At 65.7% G+C, this 17512-nt stretch carries 13 protein-coding genes and 2 tRNA genes; 3 read left to right on the top strand and 12 right to left on the bottom strand.

Going from position 1 to position 17512, the window contains the following annotated elements:
- Positions 1–138 precede the first annotated feature (138 nt).
- Positions 139–2235 carry an ATP-binding protein gene (locus GVL12_RS23325; protein WP_159917959.1) on the top strand — a complete coding sequence of 699 codons (2097 nt, stop codon included), beginning with the start codon at positions 139–141 and terminating at the stop codon, positions 2233–2235.
- Positions 2236–2863: 628 nt separating this feature from the next.
- Here GVL12_RS23325 and GVL12_RS23320 read toward each other — a convergent pair.
- From GVL12_RS23320 to tolB, 5 genes are all read right to left on the bottom strand, one after another.
- Positions 2864–2939, bottom strand: a tRNA-Lys gene (locus tag GVL12_RS23320).
- Positions 2940–2985: 46 nt separating this feature from the next.
- On the bottom strand, positions 2986–3822 hold the full coding sequence (locus tag GVL12_RS23315; RefSeq protein ID WP_159917958.1) for a ThiF family adenylyltransferase: 837 nt from the start codon (positions 3820–3822) through the stop codon (positions 2986–2988).
- Entirely contained in the window at positions 3819–4565 is a 747-nt protein-coding gene (gene ybgF / locus GVL12_RS23310; protein WP_200844031.1) for a tol-pal system protein YbgF, read from the bottom strand. The genes GVL12_RS23315 and ybgF overlap by 4 nt, the downstream gene beginning before the upstream one ends.
- A 32-nt stretch (positions 4566–4597) precedes the next feature.
- Complete coding sequence (gene pal / locus GVL12_RS23305; RefSeq protein WP_159917956.1) at positions 4598–5140, bottom strand: peptidoglycan-associated lipoprotein Pal; 543 nt, start codon at positions 5138–5140, stop codon at positions 4598–4600.
- Between the two features lie 67 nt (positions 5141–5207).
- The gene (tolB, locus tag GVL12_RS23300; RefSeq protein ID WP_159917955.1) at positions 5208–6527 is read right to left on the bottom strand and encodes a Tol-Pal system beta propeller repeat protein TolB; all 1320 of its coding nucleotides are present in this window, start codon (positions 6525–6527) and stop codon (positions 5208–5210) included.
- A 285-nt stretch (positions 6528–6812) separates the two neighbouring features.
- Between tolB and msbA the strand changes: the two genes are divergently transcribed.
- A complete protein-coding gene (gene msbA, locus GVL12_RS23295) occupies positions 6813–8561 on the top strand; it encodes a lipid A export permease/ATP-binding protein MsbA (protein ID WP_200844030.1) in 1749 nt (582 codons plus the stop codon).
- 41 nt (positions 8562–8602) lie between these two features.
- On the opposite strand, the gene selD is transcribed toward msbA, so the two are convergent.
- Positions 8603–9676 (bottom strand): selenide, water dikinase SelD, encoded by a 1074-nt coding sequence (gene selD, locus GVL12_RS23290; protein WP_159917953.1) that lies wholly within the window; start codon positions 9674–9676, stop codon positions 8603–8605.
- 228 nt (positions 9677–9904) lie between these two features.
- Between selD and GVL12_RS23285 the strand changes: the two genes are divergently transcribed.
- Positions 9905–11176: a hypothetical protein gene (locus GVL12_RS23285; RefSeq protein ID WP_159917952.1), complete on the top strand. Its 1272-nt coding sequence runs from the start codon at positions 9905–9907 to the stop codon at positions 11174–11176.
- 3 nt (positions 11177–11179) lie between these two features.
- Here the strand turns inward: GVL12_RS23285 and GVL12_RS23280 are convergent.
- From GVL12_RS23280 to fdxH, 6 genes are all read right to left on the bottom strand, one after another.
- Positions 11180–11275: transfer RNA gene (locus GVL12_RS23280), tRNA-Sec, on the bottom strand.
- 39 nt (positions 11276–11314) lie between these two features.
- Positions 11315–13243, bottom strand: a complete 1929-nt coding sequence (gene selB / locus GVL12_RS23275; RefSeq protein ID WP_159917951.1) for a selenocysteine-specific translation elongation factor — start codon at positions 13241–13243, stop codon at positions 11315–11317.
- A 54-nt stretch (positions 13244–13297) separates the two neighbouring features.
- Positions 13298–14767, bottom strand: a complete 1470-nt coding sequence (gene selA, locus GVL12_RS23270) for an L-seryl-tRNA(Sec) selenium transferase (RefSeq protein WP_159917950.1) — start codon at positions 14765–14767, stop codon at positions 13298–13300.
- Between the two features lie 15 nt (positions 14768–14782).
- Complete coding sequence (fdhE, locus tag GVL12_RS23265; RefSeq protein ID WP_159917949.1) at positions 14783–15748, bottom strand: formate dehydrogenase accessory protein FdhE; 966 nt, start codon at positions 15746–15748, stop codon at positions 14783–14785.
- Between the two features lie 195 nt (positions 15749–15943).
- The gene (locus GVL12_RS23260; protein ID WP_159917948.1) at positions 15944–16570 is read right to left on the bottom strand and encodes a formate dehydrogenase subunit gamma; all 627 of its coding nucleotides are present in this window, start codon (positions 16568–16570) and stop codon (positions 15944–15946) included.
- Complete coding sequence (gene fdxH / locus GVL12_RS23255) at positions 16567–17508, bottom strand: formate dehydrogenase subunit beta (protein WP_159917947.1); 942 nt, start codon at positions 17506–17508, stop codon at positions 16567–16569. The genes GVL12_RS23260 and fdxH overlap by 4 nt, the downstream gene beginning before the upstream one ends.
- Between the last annotated feature and the right edge of the window lie 4 nt (positions 17509–17512).

Below are 17512 nucleotides of genomic sequence, written 5' to 3'. Positions count from 1 at the left end.
TATTCCCCACGGTGCTCTTGCACCATGCGCACTGCGCGCTCACGGACTTCGGGAGAGAACTTGTTGGACTTATTCATGGCTTCATCATCTTAAGAGTTGATGCCTCCACGAAACCCGGTGTGATTCAGGCTGCTGCCGATGCTGGGGCCGGTGTCGGTTCGACTCGCCGGCAATCTTAAGATCCTCAAGAATGGCGAACGGCCCGCCTTCACTCTTGACACGCAGAATGCCATCGAATTGCTGCAGGGCAACAACCTTTACGAGAGCGAGTACGCCTGCATTCGAGAGCTGCTTCAGAACTCAGTGGATGCAACCCTGCTGAAGATCTGGATGACCCACCGAGCGAAGCTCGAGGATGGCTGCTGGGATTCGCCAGATGACGCGGCGGTACAGAAGCTATTTTCGAACGAACCGATCCATGTCGCGCTGACCGAGTCCGCAGGCAGCCTCAGCGACGCCGGCGAAACATCATACTGGACCTTAACCATTCGAGATTCAGGCACCGGAATCAGCCTAGACGATCTTCAGTACATGCTCCTTATCGGTGGGTCTAGACGCAATACGGCCCGCCGACGTGCGATCGATGGCATGCCGGAGTGGATGAAACCATCGGGAGTCTTTGGCATTGGCTTTCAAAGCATCTTCATGCTTTGCGACCAGGTTTCATTGCGAACAAAAAGCCTGATCACGAATGACATTCTCGAAGTTACGATGTACAGCCCTACCGGCGCCCGCGAGGGTCTGGTGGTCTTGCACCAGCTTGACCATGACGTTTCGGTGCCGACAGGGACGACCATCACACTCAGTTTTGAGCGAGAGAAGTTCGCCAAGGTCTGGTCGGTGCCGCATAAGGATGACGGTTCTATCGCGTTCAGATTGGTCGATTCACTCGATCCTATCCTAGACGACCGCTTTCCCTATGTCGCCGCCCAGTTGGCCGACCATATCAGCGTGTTTGGCAAAAACGCGATGGTTCCCATCGCGGGTAGGCTGCAAACGCTGTCAGGCTTTTACCCCTTCCAGCGGGAAAGCAGTGAACGGTTGTCGCTAGTGATCAATCGTTGGCGCTTCGTCCGGACCCCGAACGCTGAGGTGAAGATCAGCTATTGGCCGGAGACAAGCCGCCATTCCTTCGGGACGCTAAGGACCTTCTACCGAGGCCAGAAGTTTGAAGCGAAGAATATTTACTTTCCGAATGTTTCGGTCGACATCGATTTGATGTCGGGTTCGGCGGGAGCTTGGCTCAATTTCAGTCGGGACAAGGTCTCGACGGCCGCCAGAGAGAGGTTGGAAGCAACGGTGCTGGCGAGCTTAGAGGCTGCCGTGCGCGAGGATATTGCGGCATGGAAGGCAGGGGGACTACCCGTGGTGTTTATAGAGGATATGCGGCCTGAGACCTCCTGTTTTCTGAAATCGATGGCGGGGCAGTTCGCCGGCCCTTGGCTCCAGCACGCGGAATGCTTGGGCGATGCTTGGCTCGATGTCGCATGGAGCACGAAGGGCGGCGGCCTCAGAGCCCTTTTCCAGCGGAACGAATGGGTCGCGGGGCTGCAGGGATCAAACGAGGAACCGCCAGAGGGTCATCACGATGTGGCAATCGCGCAAAACTATGAAGACAAGCTGGCCATTGCCGCAGTCGAATGGCTGAAGCTCCCCGGAAAATTCCTGCAGATTCTGGGCAACGCCGACGTACTTGATCGGTCGAACACGTGGGTGGGGCCCGTTCATCCATCAAACCAGGGCGCTCGAGTGCAAGCCATGGATCGGTGGCTTCGTACGAGGGTTCGATTCGCAAGTGAACAGGTGCCTCCATACGATCATGCGGCCTTCGCCACCGCGCTCGCTCGCATGATCAGCAGCTCGATAGGCAACCAGCGGGTCATATCGCACCTGGAACCCCGGTTTGCCGCATTGTCGCTCGCGTCGGAGACTAGGCTGCACGCCCACGATTTGTTTGGGCTGGTCGCTCCCAGCAACACGTGCGTGTTGCTTCCCTTTTTGTTCCTCGGATCAGCGCGTGCGAATAACATGAAGATTGAAGCGACGCCCGAACAACTTGATCGCCTATGCCTCTGGGTCCAGCCTCGATTGCAGAGACCCGCTGATCTCAGCGTGATCCGGCGGCTGTACGACGAATTGATTGCTTGGATCGACGATGAGGTCATGGGGCCTACGATCTTCTCTGAGACATGGCGTCTGGCCCGGGGACTCGTCGACCTGCGCGCGCCTTCGTGAGACGCTGGAAACCATGGAGTGCCATGACTGGCGCCAGTTCCCCGTTGGACCTCGACCAGCATTGCGTTCGAGGCATTGAAATCTGAAGTCAGTGTCAATGACCCAAGACGGCCAAGCGGGACCAGCGCTGATCGGCCCTCGGTGCTGGCGCTGGCAGCCGGGTAGGCGGTGCGCGGCTTGGTGCGCTTGCTGATGAGCGCTGATCGCCAGTGGCTGCTGATTAGCACCAGCAGCGCATGAAATAAACTGCCCTGCCTGGAAGGTGCGAGGGTCGGCGACGACCTCACCTGTGGTTAGGCCACCCACTCCACAGCTCTGTCCGTAGTCAATCGTCCTGCGCGCGCGTGAGCACCGAAGCATGGCTGCGGCCTGTTATGTGACGCCTGTGACGGCCGTGACGTTTGGGCCGTCACGTCGCAAACCCGCATGGAATAAGGCTGTGACGGGTGTGACGCCTGTGACGTCGCCAAACAGCAAGAAGTGAGAACAAACGCAGGATTTGAGCTGAAAGGGCTAGGCTACCTTGAGCAGATCGGCATTTCCGAAATCGTCTTACATCCGCCCTTACATCCAGCCCAAAAGAAAAAACCGCGCTATCAGTTTGATAGCGCGGTTTCCTTGTGCTGGTTGGTGGGTCGTGCGTGATTCGAACACGCGACCTACGGATTAAAAGTCCGCTGCTCTACCGACTGAGCTAACGACCCCACCTGCTTCACAAAACGTTTGTTCTGTTTAGCGAAGAACTCGATTCTAGCATGGAATTTTAGGCACTTTTGGCTCGGTGGCCGCAATTTGATCGAGCACCCAGCCGGCCGCGCATTGGCCGAAAGTGGCCGTCACGGCCACGACCGAGCCGTAGCCGTGGCAGTTGAGCGTGCCGTCGGCGCTGTCGAGCGCGCAGGACGCGTCGGGCGGGGCGACAGCTTCGCGGCTGAAGACGCAGGCCACGCCCATTTTCTTGCCGTCGCGCGGCGCGTTGTGTTCGCGGCGCAGCCGGTAGCGCAGTTGGGTGAGCAGCGGGTCGTGGGTGGTCAGGCTCAGGTCGTCGATGTCGACCTTGTGCGCCTGGCGCTTGCCGCCGGCTGCGCCCACGCTGATGAACAGCAGCTTGTTGCGCCGGGCATGCGCGGCCATGGCCGTCTTGGCCTTGACCTGGTCGCAGGCATCGATCACGGCCGTCACGCCTGCGGGCAGCAGCGCCGGCCAGTTGCCCGGCTCGACGAACTCCTCTATGCAATGGACTTCGCAGTCAGGGTGGATCTGCGCGATGCGCTCGCGCATGGCGACCACCTTGGCCTGGCCCACGGTCGAGGTGAGCGCATGGATCTGGCGGTTGATGTTGGATTCGGCGACCTGGTCCAGGTCGATCAGCGTGATCCGGCCCACGCCGCTGCGCGCCAGCGCTTCCGCAGCCCAGGAGCCGACACCGCCTATGCCGACCACGGCCACATGCGCACCGCGTATGCGCGCCGCGCCCGGCACGCCGTAAAGGCGCTCCAGACCGCCGAAGCGGCGCTGGTTGTCGGGGGCCAGAAAGTCGGGGTCGGGCGGGGCAGCGGCAGGTGCGGTGCTCAGTGCTTGGGTCATTTCAGGCGCGCGAGCTGTTCCTTGGCCGCGCCTGCGGCTTCGCTGCCGGGATAGGTCTTGAGCAGGTCCTCGAGCGTCTTGCGCGCCGAGCGGGTGTCCTTGAGCTCGATCTGGCAGTTGGCGATGGACAGCGCGGCTTCGGGCGCGCGCGCATGTTCGGGCGACGCGGTCAGCAGCGACTTGAAGTTGGCGATCGCCTCCTTGTAGTCACGTTCGGCGTACTGTGCGTTGCCCAGCCAGAAGCGGGCCGACGGCAGGTAACCGCTGCGCGGGTACTGGCGGATGAAGGCACTGAAGGACTTGTTGGCATCGGCGAACTTGCCGCCGCGGAAGACTTCGAGCGCGGCGTCGAAGTCGCGCTTTTCCGCAGGGTCGGCCGTGAACTGCTGGCCGTCTATCGTCACGGCCACCGGCTCGAACTGCCTGAGCCGTTCTTCCACACCCTGGGCAATGTCCTTTTGCTTGCGTTGCAGTTCGGACGACTGCTGCAGCAATTGTTCATTCTGCCCACGCAGCCGGGCCTGGTCCTGGCGCAGTGTCTCGATCTGCGCCTGCAGATCGAGCAGGCTGCGCCTCAGCTGCGAAGTGTCTTCGCTGGCGCGCTGGTTCGACTGCTGCATGGCGTCCAGACGCTGGCGCAGCTCGATAATCGCCCGGCGGGCCTCGTCGTCACCGAACAGGGCGGCCTGGCTGGCCGTGGCGAAGGACGCGGTGCAGGCCAGGGCCAGTACCAGTCGGGCCACGGAAGTGGTGCGGAAAAACGGCATTGCCATACTTAACGGTAGGAGAGTTCAGCGCGACGGTTCTGGGCGAAGGCGTCTTCGGTGAAGCCTTGGACGGCAGGCTTTTCCTTGCCGAAGCTCACGGCTTCGACCTGGGCATCGGACACGCCCAGCAGGCCCAGCGAGCGGCGCACGGCTTCGGCGCGCTTCTGGCCCAGGGCCAGGTTGTATTCGCGGCCGCCGCGTTCGTCGGTGTGGCCTTCGATCACGACCTTGCGGCTGGGCGAAGCCTTGATGAAGCGTGCATGGGCTTCCACCTGCGCCTGGGCGTCGGCCTTGATGACATACGAGTCGTAGTCGAAATAGACGATGCGGCTCACGCCCTGGGGGCCGGCCTGGTCGCCACCCGACTGGGTCAGGTCCACGCCCGATACGCCGCTTTGGCCTGCACCGGCGCCGTTGGCTCCGGCGCCGGCACCGCTGGTCAGTGCGGATTTGTCTTCGACCGGAGTTTCGTCGAGCTTGACGCCCGAGCTGCAGCCCGCCATCAGGGCGGCTACGGTCAGGGCGATGGAAAGGCGTTTGAAGGTGATCATGGAGAGCTCCGCGGCGTTCGACAGAACGCCATCAGCGATATGGTTGAAAAAAAAGAACTACAGAATGTCAGTGGTTGAGGAACGGGCCCCAGTCCGGCTCGCGGATGTCGCCGCCCTGGCCGGCGAGACGCGCCTTGATCTTGCCGTCCAGCGTCGTCGTCATCAGTGATTCGCGGCCCTGCTGCAGGGTGGCGTAGACGATCTGGCGGCTGTTGGGCGCAAAGCTCGGATTTTCATCGGCCGTGGTGTCGGTGATCGCGGCCACGGTGCCCGCGCTCAGGTCCATCACATGCAGCTTGAAGCCTCCGCCCACGCGCGAAATATACGCGAGCCAGCGGCCGTCGGGACTCACGCTCGGAGAAATGTTGTAGTTGCCGGTGAAGGTCACGCGCTCGGCGCTGCCGCCGCTGGCCGAAACCTTGTAGATCTGCGGCGCGCCCCCCCGGTCGCTGACGAAGAAAATCGTCTGGCCGTCGCTGGAGAACACCGGTTCGGTGTCGATGCCGCTGCTTTGCATCAGGCGGCGCGGCTCGCCGCCTTCGGCGTTGATCATGTACAGCTGCGAGCCGCCGTCGCGCGTGAGCGTCACGGCCAGCGACTCGCCGTTCGGTGCCCAGGCCGGTGCGCTGTTGGAGCCGCGGAAGTTGGCCAGCAGGCGACGGCGGCCGCTGGCCACGTCATGCACGTAGACCACGGGCTTGCGCGACTCGAACGACACGTAGGCGACCTGGCGGCCATTGGGCGACCAGGCAGGGGAGATGATGGGCTCGGGGCTCGACAGCGCCGATTGCGCGTTCTCGCCATCGGCGTCGGCAATCCACAGGCTGTAGCGCTTGCCGGCCTTGGTGACATAGGTGATGCGCGTCGAGAAGATGCCGCGCTCGCCGGTGAGTTTTTCGTAGACGTAGTCGGCGATGCGGTGGGCCACCAGGCGCAGGTCGCCCGTGGTCACGGCAAAGCCCTGGCCGCCCAGGTCCTGGCCACGCACCACGTCCCAGAGGCGAAAGCGCACGTCGAAGCGGCCATCGGCGAGCCGCGTCACGCTGCCCGTGACCAGCGAGTCGGCCATCTTCTGCTTCCACAGCGCGACGTCGGGGCGCGAAGTTTCATCGAGTTGCGTGCCCGAGGCGTCGACGCCGCGGAACTGGCCGCTGCGCTCGAGGTCGGCCTGCACGATGGCCGCGAGTTTCTGCGGCGACTGGGGTTCGCCGCGGAACGGCGCGATCGCAATCGGCAACTGCGTCAGGCCAATGCCCGTGACTTCGACCCGGAACTGGGCCAGCGCCGGCAGCGCGGAAGAAGAAGCCAACGCCGCGAGAAAGCTGCGGCGCATCGTTTGCGGCAGCGCCGCGCAAAAGGAGGTGGATGGAGTTCGGTCAATAGTCATTGGCAACCATCTTAGTGTGGCCAGCACAACCCTTGGCACATCGTTGCGTTGCCTGGGCGCGTGCGATTCGCACTGCGCCTGGGCTCCACCGCAAATCCCGCGATTTCCTGGGCCGTGTCGGGCTGTGTCAGCGACTCTTGGTCCGGGTAAATCCCGGTGCTTACGGAACGCATGTTACACACTCTGGCGCAGGCGAACTGTAAGTGGATGAACAGGCATGCCGTGGGGCCGTAAAATTCGCGTCACATGCAAGCAACCCACTCTGCCCCAGAAGCCCCAGCCCTCGTGCCTTCGCGTCCCTTGAGCATGCGCCAGCGCCTGCAGCGTCTCGCGCCTTATTTTGGCGGCCGCCGCTGGACCTGGGTGCTGGCCGTGGCGGCGATGCTGGTCGGCGCCGCGACCGAGCCCATGATCCCGGCGCTGCTCAAGCCCTTGCTGGACAACGGATTTACCGATGGCAGCCTGCAGCTGTGGCTCGTGCCCGTGACCATCATGGGCGTGTTCCTGCTGCGCGGCATCGCCCAGTTCGTCGGCCAGTACGCGCTCGCGCGCATCGCCAACGAAGGCATGCTGACACTGCGGCACGCGCTGTTCGATCGCCTGCTGGCCGCGGACATGGCGCTGTTTTCGCGCCATTCGGCGAGCAGCCTGTCGAACACCGTCGTCTATGAAGTGCAGACCGGCTCGACGCTGCTGGTGCAGGCGATGATGGGGCTGTCGCGCGACAGTTTCACGCTGATCGCCTTGCTGGGTTACCTGCTTTATCTGAATTGGCAGCTCACGCTCGTTGTCGGACTGGTCGTGCCCGGCGTCGCCTGGATCATGAAGACGCTGTCGCGCCGGCTGTACCGCATCACCAAGGACAGCCAGCAGGCCACCGATTCGCTCGCCTATATCGTCGAGGAGAACGTGCTCGCCCACCGCATGGTGCGCCTGCATGGTGCCCAGGAAGTGCAGCAAAAGCGCTTTGCTGGTCTGAGCCAGCGCCTGCGCCATCTGGCGGTGAAGTCGACGATCGCCTCGGCCGCGATGACGCCGCTGACGCAACTGCTGGCCGCGGCCGCGCTGTCGACCGTGATCTGCATTGCGCTGTGGCAAAGCCGCCAGGCGCTGCGCGCCGACGACGTCACTGTCGGCGGCTTCGTGTCGTTCATCACCGCGATGCTGATGCTGGTCGCGCCGATACGCCGGCTCGCCGACGTGGCCAACCCCATCACGCGCGGCGTGGCCGCGCTCGAGCGCGGCCTGGCCCTGCTCGACAGCACCCAGGCCGAGCAGGGCGGCACCCACCGCCAGGCGCGGGCGCAGGGCGCGATCGAGTTGCGCGATGTGGGCGTGGCGTTCGGTGAAGACCACGCGCCGGCGCTGGCACAGGTGAATCTGCGCGTGCAGCCCGGCGAAGTTGTGGCCCTGGTCGGGCCGTCGGGCGCGGGCAAGACCACGCTGGTCAACCTGCTGCCGCGTTTTCTCGCGCCGACCAGCGGCGAAGTGCTGCTCGACGGCCGGCCGCTGGCCGAATGGGATCTGGCCAGCCTGCGCCAGCAGTTCGCGATGGTCAGCCAGGACGTGGTGATGTTCAACGACAGCATTGCGGCCAATGTCACGCTGGGCGCCGAAATCGACGAAGCCAAGGTCTGGGCCAGTCTTGAAGCCGCCAATCTCGGTGAGCATGTGCGCCGCATGCCCCAGGGCCTGCAGACCGCGGTCGGCCACAATGCGGCCCAGCTGTCGGGCGGCCAGCGCCAGCGCCTGGCGATTGCGCGTGCGGTCTACAAGAACGCGCCCATCCTGATTCTCGACGAGGCCACTTCAGCGCTCGACACCGAGTCCGAACGGCTGGTGCAGGACGCGCTGCAGCGCCTGATGCAGGGCCGCACGACGCTGGTGATTGCCCACCGCCTGTCGACCATCGAACACGCCGACCGCGTGGTGGTCATGGAGCGCGGCCATATCGTCGAGCAGGGCTCGCACGCGCAACTGCTGGCCCAGGGCGGGCTTTATTCGCGCTTGCAGACCCGGCCTGCAGGGCAGTAACTGCCCACCGACGCGCCGTCAACGCATTCCGGGCCAGTCGGTCATTCGACGACGACCTGCGCAGCGCCCGCTTCCATGCGGCCAACGACTGCGGCATGGGCGAATCCCTGGGCCGCAAACAGGTCCAGCACCTGCTGCACGCTTTCCGGCGTGCACGACACCAGCAGCCCGCCCGAGGTCTGCGGGTCGGTCAGCAAGGCCTGCAGCGACACCGGCACCTGGGCGCCAATCGCGACCTGCGCGCCATAGGCCTCCCAGTTGCGCGCCGATGCGCCCGTGACCACGCCTTGTTCGGCAAAGGCCTGCACCGCGGGCAGCAGCGGCAGCGCGCGGCTGTCGATGCGCGCCGTGAGGCCGGCGCCGCGTGCCAGCTCCAGCGCATGGCCCAGCAGCCCGAAGCCGGTCACGTCGGTCAGCGCATGCACGCCCGCGATCTGCGCGAGCGCGGCGCCGGGGCGGTTGAGCTGCGTCGTGGTTTGGACCATGGCGCGGTAGCCGTTGTCGTCCAGCAGATTCTTTTTCAGCGCCGCCGACAGGATGCCCACGCCCAGCGGCTTGCCCAGCACCAGCAGGTCGCCGGCCTTCGCGTCGGCATTGCGCTTCATGTGCCTGGGGTTGACGATGCCGATGCCCACCAGCCCGTAGATGGGCTCGACCGAGTCGATCGAGTGGCCGCCAGCCAGCGGAATGCCGGCTTCGCGGCAGATCGATTCGCCGCCTTCGAGCACCTTGGCGATGGTCGCATGCGGCAGCACGTTGATGGGCATGCCGACGATGGCCAGCGCCATCAGCGGCGTTGCGCCCATCGCATAAATGTCCGACAGCGCATTGGCTGCGGCAATGCGGCCGAAGTCATACGGGTCATCGACGATGGGCATGAAGAAATCGGTGGTCGCGACGATCGCCTGCTCATCGTTGATGCGGTAGACGGCCGCATCGTCGGCGGTCTCGTTGCCCACCAGCAGGTCAGGGAAGAACTGCTTGGGCAGCGCGCTTTGGCCGATCAGCTGTGCCAGCACGCCCGGTGCAATCTTGCAGCCGCAGCCGCCGCCATGCGAAAGCGAGGTCAGGCGCGGGGCGCAGGGAGGGGTGCTGGGGCTCTGGGTGTCGTTCATGGTGTGTTTGCAATGGCGTGTTCAGGTGGCATCCGCAGACGCTGTGCTTGTCATTATGGCCAGTCGCGGCAAGGCCCACATATTGTTCGCATGGCAACAACAAGCAAAAAACTGTTGATAGTTCATGGCTATCGATATAAGATAAGCAATACGTAAAGATGATCGATCTGCTGGATGCCTCTTTGTTTTTGTCTACGCGGCGTTGGCTGCGCCATCAACCCATTGAATATGAAAAAGTCGACATATCCCCATTTCCGCTCGAGTCCCCTGGTCGTCCTGGTCACGGCTTATTGCCTCATGCTGGCCGGTACGGCAAGCGCCACTGAAACTGAAAAAGAAGCCGATGCGCCAAAATTGGGGAAATATGCGGATGTCATGGCGAAGCTCAGCGAGAACGTTCGCATCACGGCAGAGCGTATCCAGCGGTTGGATGCGGATGGAAAGCCCATTTCGTTGTCGACAGCCGATCTGGTGAAACAATCCCGAAATGGGAAACAAGCCGGCGCTGGCTTGCAGCAACCGCAAACGGCGGTCGCTTTGGATTTCGAAGGCAAGCCGATCACGCAGAATAAAAAGAACGACCCGATCACCGCCAAGCTCAAGAATATCCATGCGGCTCAGGCGTCTGCCCCGCAAGCAAATACCCAAAGCGAAGGCGGCAAGCTCAATCCAGCCATGCTGGCCAGCATGCAAAAAAGGCTTCCCTTTGGCAATCCACCCGCCACGCGGCAGGGCGCAGCGTCGGGTTCCGCGCAGCCCGCAAGCGAGCGTCCGGGTTCGCGCTGGGGCCCTGTGGAGGTGCCAGTCCAGGCAGTCCGGGCCCCCGTCCTCGTGACCCGCGCGGTGCCAGCGTTGCCAGACGATCATGTGGAATTGGCTGCAAACGATTCCCTGGTCATGAAGGAAGGCCCGTCTTCCTCACCCCAGAAGTCGCTGGTCCTGACCAACCACCTGGGCAATACCCATGGTGTGCTGGTCGAGGAAGACAAGCTGGTTCTTTCGGGCGGCCTGCATTCGACCAATCTGCGACTGGACGATGACGGCGCAGCGTTCGCCGATTCGCAGACGGGCGCGGCGGTCGTGGTGAGTGGCGTGGCCGCCGGCATCGCGCCCACCGATGCCACCAATGTGGGCCAGGTCCAGGAGCTGGCCCAGGGGGTGGTCGATGCGGCCGTGGCGCCGCTGGGCGCGCGCATCGACGGCGTGGAGGGCCGCGTGCAGCAGCTCGACCAGAAAATCAATGCGGTGGAAAAGAAGCTCTCGGGCGGCGTAGCCATGGCCCTGGCCCTGAGCCAGCCGGTGTCGTTCGCGCCCAAGTCCGACACCGCAGTGACCGGCGGTGTGGCGACGTATAACGGCCAGACGGCGATGGGCTTCAGCTTCAACCGCCTGGTGGCCAATACCGAAACGCGTCGCACCGTGGTGTCCATGGGCGTGGCCGCGACGACCTCGGGGCGGTCGTCTGCCTGCGCGCGCGTGGGCGCATGCTTTAGCTGGTAAGCGTGGCGGAAAGCAGCAGGAGTCGAACCTACCCAGGAGCGACTGACGCCCCTCACCGGGTTTGAAGCCCGGCCACACCACCGGGTGTGCATGCCTTCCATTCGTGCCCGGCCCCGTCTGGGCAGCGGGCGGGCGTCGTTATTGTAACGGCGCGAACTGGCCCTGGGCGTCGGGCCGCAGCAAGTGGGCGTCGCGCAGGCGGCGGGTATAGCCCACGCGGTCGAAGAATTCGAGGATCTGTATGGCGCGCTTGCGGCCCAGCCCCGCGGCATCGCGAAACGCGCGCGCTTCGACTTGCGCCCGTGCATCGCTGGCGGCAAGCGTCTGCACCAGTTGCGCGAGCTCCTGCATGCAGGTGGCGCTGTAGAACAGGTCCTTGACCACCTGGAACACCTGGCCGCGCCGCGTGAGCTTGCGCAGCAACTGGCGCACGCTGTCTTCGCCCACACCTGTGGCGGCCGCGAGGTCGCGCACCCAGGGCGGGTCGTGGCGGCCTGCCTCGAGCAACGGCAAGAGGCGTCCGGCAAGCATCTGCTCCTGGGCGCTCAACGCCACGCTATGGCCCGGCAGGTGCAACCATGCGCCGCTGGCGACCAGCTGCGCGTCGCGCACCAGGCCGTCGATCAGCCCGCGCCACAGCGCGTCGTGCCCGCCTTGCACCAGCCCGGGCCAGGCCATGCGGCGCAGGCGCGCGGTGTTCAGGCCAGGCTCGTCGGCGTGCTTGTCGTGGAACTGGGCCAGCGTGGCCAGCACCTGGTCGCGCAACTGCTGCCAGCGGGGCGTAGGCAGCAGCAGCGTATCCGCGCCCAGGGGCAGCTGCAGGCAGTCGGCGGGCAGGTCCTGCGCCGGCCAGCGCCGGCCCGACAGGCGCACCAGGTGCGACAGCGGCAAGCCATGGGGCGACCGGGCCAGCAGATCCTGGGCGCTGCCCGTGGCGATCAGCGCATCGAGCGCCTGCAGATAGGCCTGGCGTTCGGCGCTGCGGCGCTTGCGCGCGGGCGCATGGGGGTCGCTCACCGTGCCCCCGGCAATCGTGCGGCTGGCCTGGGCGTTGCGCAGGATCAAGCGGTCGCCGGGCAGGCAGAATACCGGCGCTTCGAGCACCAGTTGCGCGCGCACCCGGCTGCCGGGCGCTATGCGCTCGCCTTCGAGCAGCGCCACATGGGCCGTGCAATGCGCCGTGCCCAGGTGCAGGTGCACGGGCGTCCACTGGCGGATTTCGGGCGCCGAGGGCAGCAACTGCAGCTGCACGTCGATGCGGTCGCTGGCCTGCAGCAGCGCGCCGTCGGCGATCCAGTCGCCGCGCTGGATCTCGTCCTTGCCCAGGCCGGCGAGATTGAGCGCGCAGCGCTGCCCCGCGACGCCTTGCTCGCTGGCCTGGTTCTGCGCATGGATGCTGCGCACGCGCAGGCTTTGACCGGTACGCGAGTGCACCAGGCTGTCGCCCGTGGCGACCACGCCGCCGAATACCGTGCCCGTGACCACCGTGCCCTGGCCCGCGAGGCTGAAGCTGCGGTCCACGGCCAGGCGAAACAGGCCGCCGCGCGGGCGCGCGGGCATCTGCTGGGCCAGGGTTTCGAGGTGGCTGCGCAGCGCGGCGACGCCCGGGTCATCGGGCAGCGCGGCCGCGGTTTCGAAAACGGGCGCGCCCGCCAGCGGCGTGGGGGCCAGCAGGTCGCCCAACTGCGCACGCGCCGCGGCGATCTGCTCCGGGCTGGCGCGGTCGACCTTGGTCAGCGCGATGCTGGCCTGGGCCACGCCCAGCAGCTGCAGGATATCGAGGTGCTCGCGCGTTTGCGGCATGACGCCGTCGTCGGCGGCCACGACCAGCAGCGCATGGTCTATGCCCACGGCGCCCGCGGCCATGGTGTGCACGAATTTCTCGTGGCCAGGCACGTCGATGATGCCCAGCACGTCGCCATTGGGCAGCGGCGCATAGGCATAGCCCAGTGCGATCGAGATGCCGCGGGCCTTCTCTTCCTTGAGGCGGTCGGTGTCCACGCCCGTGAGGGCGCGCACCAGCGTGGTCTTGCCGTGGTCGATATGACCGGCGGTGCCGATGATCATGAAGGCCTTGAAAGCGTCAGAAATTCAGAAAGGCGCGCGCGGCGCCGGGAAAGCTCAGGCCGCGTGGGCCGCCAGCAAGGGCAGCTGCCCGGCAAACAGCGCCTGCTGGTCGGCTTCAAGGCAGCGCAGGTCCAGCCACAGCGCGTCGGCCTGGATGCGGCCGATGACCGGGCGGGGCAGGGCGCGCAGCGCGGCTTCGAGCTGCATCAGCTGGCGCCCGGCCTGGCGGCCCGAGGCCGGGTGGATGCGCAAGCCGTGGCTGGGCAGCGATTCCACGGGCAGCGCGCCGCTGCCGATCTGGCTGGCCATGGCTGCGGTCTCGACCACATAGGCCGGGCCCAGCGCGGCCTGCAAGGCGGGCGCCAGTGTTTCCGCCTGGGCCTGCATGTCGGCCGCGGGCCGCGTGAACAGCCGCAGCGTGGTCAGGCGCCGGGCCAGTTGTTCGGGGTGCAGGTACAGGCGCAGCACGGGTTCGAGCGCGGCCAGCGTGAGCTTGCCCACGCGCATCGCGCGCTTGAGCGGGTTCTTCTTGATGCGCGCGATCAGGTCCTTGCGCCCGACGATCAGCCCGGCCTGCGGGCCGCCCAGCAGCTTGTCGCCGCTGAACGTCACGATGTCTGCGCCCGCGGCAATGGTTTCGCGCACCGTGACCTCATACGGCAGGCCCCACTGGCGCATGTCGACCAGCGTGCCGCTGCCCAGGTCGACGACCATGCTCAGGCCGCGGCCATGGGCGATGTCGGCGACCTCATGGTCGCTCACGCTCTTGGTGAAACCCGTGACTTCGTAGTTGCTGCAATGCACTTTCATCAGCAGGCCGGTGTCGGCGGACACGGCCTCGGTGTAGTCGCGCGCATGGGTGCGGTTGGTGGTGCCGACCTCGACCAGCCGCGCGCCGGCGCGCGCCATGATGTCGGGAATGCGAAAGGCGCCGCCGATCTCGACGAGCTCGCCGCGCGAGACGATCACTTCGCGCCCTTCGGCCAGCGTGCCCAGCGTGAGCAGCACGGCCGCGGCGTTGTTGTTGACCACCGTGGCGGCCTCGGCGCCCGTGAGCTCGCAGACCAGCGCTTCGATCAGGTCGTCGCGGTCGCCGCGCCCGCCCGTGGCGAGGTCGTATTCGAGGTTGGCGGGGCTCAGCAGCGCCTGCACTACCGCATCGACGGCTTCCTGGGGCAGCAGCGCGCGGCCCAGGTTGGTGTGCAGCACGGTGCCGGTGAGATTGAAGACCGCCTGCAGGCGCGGCGCAAAGCGCCTGGCCAGCCGCTGGCGGGCGGCGTGCGCGATGCGCGCGAAGTCGGTCGCCTCGGGCGCCAGCACCATGCCCGCGTGCAACTGGTCGCGCAGGCCGTCTAGCGTTTCACGCAAGGCCTGGGTGCAGGCCTGGTGGCCGTATTGCGTGCGCAGCGGCGCCACGTCCGCGCTTTGCAGCAGCTTGTCGACGGACGGCAGCTGCGGCCAGGGGCGCGCTGCGGTGTCCTGTGCAGCCGCGGGCGCGGCCGGGTCCAAGGGGTCGGTTCTCATCGGGCTATTTTCGGCTTATTCCGCTGCGGGGTCGACCAGGGTCTGGTCGCCATCGGCCTGCTCTTCGGCGAATGCGACGTAGAGCAGCGGGTTGGTGCTGGCACGCTTGAACCGGGTTTCGCTCATCAGCAGGTCCAGCATCAGCGAAGCCAGGTCATCGGCCAAAGGCTCGGCCAGCGGGTCCTTTTCCTGGTTGACGACCTTGCGGTAGCTGCCGCATTCCGCGCAGGTCTCGGCCGTGACGACTTCGCCCAGGCCTTCGACGCCCTGGTATTGAATGCCCTTGGTCGACTCGCAGTGCGAGCACTTGACGCGCACCATGTGCCATTCGCTGCAGCAGGTGCCGCAGTGCAGATAGCGGTGGCCGTTGGCCTTGCCGCCTATGCGCAGCACGCTGGCCACCGGCTCGCTCGCGCAGACCGGGCAGATCGATGCCGGCTCGGTGTAGGGCACGTCGCCCACGGCCAGGTGCGCCGCGCGCTGGGTGAAAACGACTTGCAGCGCGGCCATCACGAACGGTGCCATGCCCACATCGCGCGCCGCCACTTCCTTTTGCAGCAGGCGCCTGGCCACGGCTTCGCGCTCGGCCCGGGGCATTTCGCGCAAGGAAGTGATCAGCGGCTGCAGCGGCGCGGGCAGGCCTTGCGCGCCTTCCAGGCGGGTGAGCATGGCGTCCAGCACCTGATTCCAGGCGGGATCGAGGTGGTCGGCCGCGGGCATCAGCGGCATGGAATGCTGCTGGGCCAGCGCAATGGCGTCGGTGGGCAGTTGGGGCGCGGGCAGGGCGGCCAGCGCCTGGTGCTGGGCGTCGACGATGCGCGCGACAAACAGGATGTAGTCGGCGATCGGGTTGCCAGCGGCCAGCTGGCGCAGGCGCGCGGCGCGCTCGGCAAACAGGCTGCCGATCTCGGGCAGGCGTATGCGCGGGAAATTGATCTGGTCGATGGCCTCGATCTCGCCGCGTTGAAGAATGCGTTGCATGGTGTCTTTCCAAATAAGTGCCGCCGGCACGCCATGATGGCGTCCGGCGGCAGGGCGGATTCCTCGAAACTGGCGGGCCCCAGCTCAGGGGCACCGAGCAAGGGCCGCCCCGCAGCGAGGGTGCCGTCCCCCTCCACCGAAGGTTGAGAGGGGGAAGCCGGGGCCGGCCATCCGGCGTAAGCGGCTCAGGGGGTGCTACTCTTTTTCCCCAGTGATGCGACGGTACCAAATAGGATGATGGTACTTGGCCCAGGCCCGGTTCACCGTGCCGTAGACCATGGCGCGCAGCGTGCCGCGCGTCCAGATGGCCGCATAGATGTGCAGGATGATCAGGCCGAACAGCGCGAATGCCGATACCGCGTGCAGCACGACGCTGGCGCGCACCAGCTCCACCGGCAGGTCCCACCAGGCGCGCCACATCAGCGCGCCCGAGATCGTCAGGCCCAGCATCGACGCCACGAGCAGCCAGAACAGCACTTTCTGGCCGCCGTTGTACTTGTCCTGCTCGGGCATCACATGGTGCTCTTCGGTGACAAGCTTCGGTGCTTCCTTGAGCCACTGGCGGTCGCGTGCGCGGATGATGTTGAGCCGCCAGAAGCGGACCACCATCAGCACGAAGCCCAGCGCCATCACCACCCCTATATAGGGGTGGAGAATGCGCGTCCAGGGGCCGCCGCCGAACAGCTGCGTCAGCGGGAAGAAGGCCGGGTGAAAGAACGCCAGGCCGGACAGCGCCAGCAGCACGAAAGTGATGGCCACCAACCAGTGGTTGGCGCGCTCACCGGCGGTGTAGCGCTTGAGGTCACGGGGGCTGCGCTTCATTTTGCGTCCTCCTTGTCGAGCATCTGCTGCTCAAGCCGTTCTTCCATGCGATCTTCCTCGCGCTCGAGTTCCGCGGGCACGTCGTGCGGGCCCTTGGTCACGTAGTGGAAGAAGCTGCCCACGGCCGCCGCGCCCAGCGCGGCCAGCGCCAGCGGCTTGGCCACGCCCTTCCACAAGGCAACCATGGGGCTGATCTTCGGATCATCCGGCAGGCCCTTGTAGAGCGAGGGCTTGTCGGCATGGTGCAGCACATACATCACGTGCGTGCCGCCCACGCCCGGCGGGTCGTAGAGGCCTGCCTTGTCGAAGCCGCGGCGGTTCAGGTCCGCGATGCGGTGCTCGGCGTGCTCCTTCATTGCCTCCTTGGTGCCGAACTGGATGGCGCCGGTCGGGCAGGTCTTGACGCAGGCCGGCTCGCGCCCCACGGCCACGCGGTCGGAGCACAGCGTGCACTTGTAGGCCTTGTGGTCCTTCTTCGAGATGCGCGGGATGTTGAACGGGCAGCCGGTCACGCAGTAGCCGCAGCCCACGCAGTTTTCCTGCTGGAAGTCGACGATGCCGTTGCTGTACTGCAGGATGGCGCCGGGCGACGGGCAGGCCTTGAGGCAGCCCGGGTCTTCGCAGTGCATGCAGCCGTCCTTGCGGATCAGCCATTCCAGGTTGCCCGTGGCCTCGTTTTCGTACTCGGTGAAGCGCATGACGGTCCACGAGTCGGCCGTGAGGTCGGTCGGGTTGTCATACACGCCGGCAGCCAGCGTGCCCACTTCGTCGCGCAGATCGTTCCACTCCATGCAGGCGGTCTGGCAGGCCTTGCAGCCAATGCACTTGGAGACGTCGATCAGCTTGGCCACTTCGCCCGAGTGCGTTTCGCGCACGCTGGGCGAGGGGGTGGTGGTCGCCGAGCGGCGCTTGATATCGAGAGAGTGTGTAGAAGACATCAGC

It is taken from the genome of Pantoea sp. 18069, from assembly GCF_902706035.1.
Taxonomy (GTDB): Bacteria; Pseudomonadota; Gammaproteobacteria; order Burkholderiales; family Burkholderiaceae_C; genus Comamonas.
The sequence above is the reverse complement of the archived record's forward strand: the minus strand, read 5'-3'. Positions and strand labels throughout refer to the sequence as shown.